Raw genomic sequence first — 5768 nt, 5'->3', positions numbered from 1 at the left:
TCTGGGAGTCAGCTTGCTGGCTCTTTAGATGCTCATCGTGAGAATCGTTTTTAGAAGTTAACCCGTAACATAAATTGCATAATACGAATTAAGGCTCACTCTATGTAAAGCGTTGTTTCAATTAGTTTATCTGAGGTGCTTTCATCACTCGGTAGTGGGAATGTATTGACTTTCATCACTGCTTTTAAGATCTTTTCACAGTCAGAAGATGATCCTTTCATTGCTTGTACTGAATAGATTTTCATGTCGCTTTTCTCTTTGTATCCTTTGATTTTAATTGTGCACTTTGGTGTTGAAATATTTTGTTTGATTACCTCAAAAACTCGACGTTTGACGACGAAAAAGGACGGCGAAGACTGAGCAAGGACGTTGAGGAGGAATCGGAGAGTACACTATCTTTAATAGTGTACTCTTGTCTCATATTGAGAAAAACCAACTCATTTTAATTTCACATCTTCTTCTTTTAAGTCTTTGAGGCTTTTATCAATAAGGGCTTTTAAAACCTCTGGTACTGATACTGGTTTTGTTTTTTTTATTGTGATTTCTACAGCTTTCTTTTCGAGCTCTCTCCAGCGGTTGTCATCTAATCTTAGCGTCGGCATGTCTTTACCTTTTTGTGGGTGACGTAGCAACATTGTAGTTAAGTAACAATGTTATTTGTATCACTTCTTGCAATGTCACATGTGACAATGTATAAGGGTTGCATATAAATCACATGTGACAAAGTTACCATGATAGATAAACTTAAAATTTCTGTGCCGTTTAAGCGTGAGTTTGTTACTAATACTCGCGTTTCAAAGACAGGTGAGTGTATTGAGTATGTGGACATCATTGAATGTTCTCGTCGTGGTATTGGTTTGGAGGCTAAATCGGTTCATTACAAAGGTGATGCACTTGATAATCGTTATGAGGTTTCTGATTTACGTCATCCATACGAGTCTTTACCAACTCACTTCACTGGCATGGCTTGCAAGATTTTTCAGGGTACTATTTGGCGCTCTCCGTGTATCGAGCTGAAATGTTCTCCAGCAAAAATTATTCAAGGTCATAATGTTTTTGGTTCAACATCTATTGCCCTTGGTGCTGATGAAATGCTTGCTGCTTTAAATGAAACTTATCCCTCTGTTTTTGACATGCTTGATACTTCCAACGCGACACTTGATGCTATCGATGCCACATATTCAGCGCGTGTAAAAAACGATCTTCAAGCTAAACAAGTGATCTCTTGTTTGAAAAATGTCTCTAATAATCAGATGCGTAAAAGCGTTCGAAATGAGCATGAAACAACTTGTTATTTTACTCAAGGCTCCCGTCACTGTGACCGAAAAGTTTATTTGAAGTATCCAGAATTTAACCATCAACTTTCAAAGCTTCGTGCTCTTCAATCTTCTGGTGTTACTGAATTCGACCGTGTTATTGATGTTATGTCTAATCCACAATTAATTAATTTTGCTCGCAATCTTGCTCGTTTTGAAGCTGGCGCGCATCGTCGCTATCTTGATGCGATGGGAATACCTAAAAATTTATATCACGCAATTAAATATCAATACGAATATGAAAAAGACGGAAAATCACTAATACAAGACATTTGGTTAAAAGCATTTGCACCACTATTTCAAGCTTTGGAGGGACAAAGAATGAATATTTTTAATGACGATGAAGTCCATAACAATCTTAAAAAAACTTATTTCAGAACTACTCCTAAAGGAAATGTTTCTTTTGCTAAAGCTGATAGGGTTTTTCGTTTCTATCGTTCTTTGGTTTCTGATGGTTATGAGGCAGTAAAAGAAACCTTTTCTTCACCTGCAACTTTTTATCGTCAATTAAATGAGTTACTTGCTGTTGGTTAGAGGGTGTGACTGTTAAGGGTAAGCCTTGGAAAATGATTACTCAAATTGGTTATGCTCATACTGGTGGTAAATTCCCTATCGAGTTCAAAATCAAAATGTCTGAAGGTCAACCTGTTTGGCCTGCTGGTAAATATCATTTGTCTGTAAATTCTTTGGTCGTTGGGATGCACGGCGATATTGAGGTTGGTCGTGAAATGTTTCTAATTCCTGTAAGTGCTTAATTATGGAAACTATCGTTTATCAAATTACAGCTGAAGATTTAGATCAACTTATTGAGGCTGTTTATTTTGCGGTTGTTATTCGGTGTTTTACAGCAGTCAGTTGGTGATAGTTGTGAATATATTTTGATGTCTACTGAACAGGTTACGCAGTTAGTTGATGGTCAATTTGATTGGTCATTGTTGGATTTTGACCCAGTGTTATATGAGTATGTTGTAAAACAGTCTCTTTTAACTTTTATTGGTGGTCATGTTCTTGGTCGTGTAATTAAATATCTTGGTAAAAAATAGGAAATATTATGTTTAAAAATACTCGCAACATCTTAAATAACAAACTTCTTGCTGCTTCTGTTTTGGTAACTGCGTCTGGTTCTGCTTTTGCTGATGCATCAGCTAATGAAACTGCTATTACTGCGGCTGTTGATGCTGGTAAATCTATGGTTAGTTTAACCACTTCTGGTGTTATCGGCATCGCTGCTCTTGGTTTTGGTCTTGGTCTTGGTCTTGGTATGGTTGTCGCTTGGCTTCGTAAGTAATGGCAATAACTATTATCTTTGGGTCATTAATGTGTGGCTCCTTTATTTTCGGAGTTTATACAGGGGTCATCTCTGGATAATTAATTTAAAGGGGCTTCGGCTCCTTTTTTTTATGGGTAAATTTTATGAGTATTAAACAAAGCATTGCCGCGTTCCTGTTACTTTTCAGCGTTTCGTTTAGTGCTTTAGCCACTTTATCTAAAGTTGGTTATGTAGGTTCAGATGAGAACTTTTTACAATCTCCGCGTGTATCTGTTGGTGACTATGTTGATACATCTACTTATCCAATTAGCTCAGGTCATTATTGGGGTGGTTCTCCTGCGTCTTTGTTGGCTGGCAAGTACAAAGTTGCCTTTACTTTAACTCGTCAAAAATTAGATTCTTGCCCGTCTGGTACGTCATTAGAAGATGGTGTTTGTGTTACTCCTTGCAAGAAATTCCAAGGTGAGCGGACTGATTTGATCTATTTTCCTGTTGGGACTTCAAAAGTTTCTTCTGTATGTCTTAATGATTGTCAGGCTGCTATGGAAAATCCTGCGTTTTGGTCTGAGTCTACACCCGATGACCCCAGACCCGCCGGGCTTTACACTTTTACAGGTAATGTTTGTCAAGATGGGGACAGTTCGGATGGTAGTGATGGTTCCAATCCAGGCGATGGTGGTGATGGTGGTGATGGTTCTAATCCAGGCGATGGTGGCGATGGTGGTGATGGTTCCAATCCAGGCGATGGTGGTGATGGTGGTGATGGTTCCAATCCAGGCGATGGTGGTGATGATGGTTCAATAATAGTTCCGCCAAATCCAGGTGATGGTGGTGATGGTTCCAATCCAGGCGATGGTGGCGATGGTGGTGATGGTTCCAATCCAGGCGATGGTGGTGATGGCGGTGATGGTGGTGATGGTGGTGATGGTGGTAACTTTATTAATCCAGGTGAGGGTTTGGGTTATTCTGAGGGTACAATTTTAGGTGAATCTATTGAGGGTTTAATGACTGAAATAGCCGTGCTTGAGGATGAATTAAAGGAGGTTATATCCACATCCCCAATCAATAATGGTCAGATGAATTTCCAGAATGGTACATATGAGGGTCGTGCTTTTACTCTTCATCATGCTTCGGGTGATGTTAATGTGAAATTCAATTTATTTAATTCACTTGGTGATAATGTTATTTCAATTAAAACAGTGATTTTATTTATTGCATCGTTGAGTGCTGCACTTATTATTTTATCATCTGGTCGCGGTAAGTCTTAGGGGGATTTATGGAGTTTATTTATAGTGCTTTGCAATATATCGCAAATGTTTTTGGTTCTATTTCTGATTTCTTTTCTACAATTCCAAACCTAATACTTGAAACTTTTTCATATGCTTGGTTTTGGGCTATTAAGTTTTATATTTCATTTAAAATTCAAATGATAGAGCTTGCTTATTCTGTTGCTGTTTTGGTTTTACAGGATTATGAGGTTTACACGGTTTTAAATGCTGCTTTTAATGCATTGCCGTCTGATTTGCGCTTTGCTGCTTATCGCTTTGGTGTTGTTGATGCGGTTAGGATTATTATTGATGCTTTTACAACTGCTTTTGTACTTAGAATGATGGGGTGGTGATATGGCTGTTTCGTTTCGTCATGGTTCAAATGGTGCTTATAAAACTGCTTATTTAACTTGGTTTGAAATATTACCCGCACTTCGTGAGGGTCGTGTCGTTGTAACTAATATCGAGGGTATTAAGCCTAAAGAATCTATTGAAAAATTGATTGGTGAAAAATTTCCTGATAGTGCTCGTTTGATTCGTATATTTACACGTTCAAGGGAGGGAATTGAGCTTTGGCAAAATTGGTTTAGTTGGATGCCTATTGGTGCTTTTGTTGCAATTGATGAATGTCAGGATTTATATTGTCCAGAGGTTGGTTTTAAACGTGAGAAGTTTTTAGCGCGTCCTTTATCAGATTTTATTGATTTATTGCCTCCTGATTTTTCAGAGTTATTTTACTCTCGTTGGTTGCCTGTAGACCCGAATTCATTTGAAGATGGTGATACTGATGATTGTGAGCGTACTCAATTAGATGATAATAATAGATTGTTATATCCTGACAATTTCTATGGTGCTTTTATGCGTCATAGAAAATATCAGTGGGATATTGTTTTATTAACTCCTGATTATACTTCTATCCCTACTTGGCTTCGTGGTTGTGCGGGTGAGGCTTATTCACATCGCTCAACTGATACTTTTTTTCGTAAACGTAGACCGCGCATTTTCAATCATCCTCCGAAATCTACAAAAACCGCTCCTAGTTCTAAAAGTGATTTTGCTAGTTGCAGTTCTAAAAAGATTCCTGTTGATGTTTTTGCGCTTTATAAGTCAACGGGGACGGGGGGCTTTAATGAAACTAAGTCTGATATATCGATTCTCAAATCACCTAAATTTATTTTAGTGATTCTTGTTGGCTTTCTTGCTATTGGAAAATTCTTCTGGGATTTAGCTTATGTATTATCTGATTCTGATGTGGGTCAAGCTCAAAACGTTGTTGAGGCTTCATCCAGTTCTACGCAAAGTAATGTTTCTGTTCCGCCTGGTTCTTCAGTACCTCAAAGCAATATTCAAGAAAATAGGGCGGGTTCTGATGGGTTGGGTTCTAGCTCTCATAATTCTCAAGTTAATCTCCAAGGTGATCTTGTTGTTGATGATGTAAATCCATTCTATGAAAAGTTTTCTATCTTCAATGGTTCTAATGCTGTTTATTTAACGTCTGTTGATATTCGTTATCGTAAGCACTTGGGGTTAAATCCATTATTCGAATATGTTTTTCGTATCGATAAAGGGGCTGATACGTTTTATGTTCGTTCTGAGGTTTTACTTCGTTATGGTTACCGCTTCGAGTTGATAGATGATTGTTTGATTCAGGTTTCTTCTGTGAATGTTGCCAGGTTCTTAACGTGTCCACCAAACCAGAGTGATTTTGTACCTGATTTTAATGCTAAGGATTCGCAGCTGACCGACGTAAGGGAAGATGTGAATATTTTTGATTTGCCTAACGGGTGATTGGTATGGAAATTTATGTTTTTGAGTGGTGGCATTTGTTTGTAGGTGTTGTTGTTTATGGTTTCTGGTTAATGTTTTGGTCGTGGCTTGCTGCTGATATTACCAAACGCTCTTAGTGCGTATTAT

Annotated in this window: 8 protein-coding genes and 1 pseudogene; 7 read left to right on the top strand and 2 right to left on the bottom strand. The window is 38.0% G+C overall.

Annotation, left to right across the window (positions count from 1 at the left end; genetic code table 11):
* Positions 1-95: 95 nt before the first annotated feature.
* Positions 96-245: a hypothetical protein gene (locus F0249_RS19575; RefSeq protein ID WP_253825356.1), complete on the bottom strand. Its 150-nt coding sequence runs from the start codon at positions 243-245 to the stop codon at positions 96-98.
* A gap of 192 nt (positions 246-437) precedes the next feature.
* A complete protein-coding gene (locus tag F0249_RS19570; protein WP_171757587.1) occupies positions 438-602 on the bottom strand; it encodes a hypothetical protein in 165 nt (54 codons plus the stop codon).
* Between the two features lie 129 nt (positions 603-731).
* Here F0249_RS19570 and F0249_RS19565 point away from each other — a divergent pair.
* The 7 genes and pseudogenes from F0249_RS19565 to F0249_RS19535 form a co-directional block, all read left to right on the top strand.
* A pseudogene (locus tag F0249_RS19565) lies at positions 732-1847 on the top strand (phage/plasmid replication protein, II/X family); the annotation flags it as partial.
* 8 nt (positions 1848-1855) lie between these two features.
* Positions 1856-2071: a single-stranded DNA-binding protein gene (locus tag F0249_RS19560; protein WP_367613447.1), complete on the top strand. Its 216-nt coding sequence runs from the start codon at positions 1856-1858 to the stop codon at positions 2069-2071.
* A 66-nt stretch (positions 2072-2137) separates the two neighbouring features.
* Positions 2138-2359: a transcriptional regulator gene (locus tag F0249_RS19555; protein WP_253825355.1), complete on the top strand. Its 222-nt coding sequence runs from the start codon at positions 2138-2140 to the stop codon at positions 2357-2359.
* Positions 2360-2367: 8 nt separating this feature from the next.
* The gene (locus F0249_RS19550) at positions 2368-2604 is read left to right on the top strand and encodes a hypothetical protein (protein WP_171757584.1); all 237 of its coding nucleotides are present in this window, start codon (positions 2368-2370) and stop codon (positions 2602-2604) included.
* Between the two features lie 125 nt (positions 2605-2729).
* Positions 2730-3854, top strand: coding sequence for a hypothetical protein (locus tag F0249_RS19545; protein ID WP_171757583.1), 1125 nt, complete (start codon positions 2730-2732; stop codon positions 3852-3854).
* A gap of 8 nt (positions 3855-3862) precedes the next feature.
* Positions 3863-4207, top strand: coding sequence for a hypothetical protein (locus tag F0249_RS19540; RefSeq protein ID WP_171757582.1), 345 nt, complete (start codon positions 3863-3865; stop codon positions 4205-4207).
* A 1-nt stretch (position 4208) separates the two neighbouring features.
* Complete coding sequence (locus F0249_RS19535; RefSeq protein WP_171757581.1) at positions 4209-5642, top strand: zonular occludens toxin domain-containing protein; 1434 nt, start codon at positions 4209-4211, stop codon at positions 5640-5642.
* The last annotated feature ends 126 nt before the right edge of the window (positions 5643-5768 follow it).

Origin of the sequence: Vibrio sp. 03-59-1, assembly GCF_013114135.1 — a bacterium.
In the GTDB taxonomy this organism is placed as follows: domain Bacteria; phylum Pseudomonadota; class Gammaproteobacteria; order Enterobacterales; family Vibrionaceae; genus Vibrio; species Vibrio cortegadensis.
Note: the sequence above shows the minus strand (reverse complement) of the source record. Positions and strands in the feature narration are given on the sequence as shown.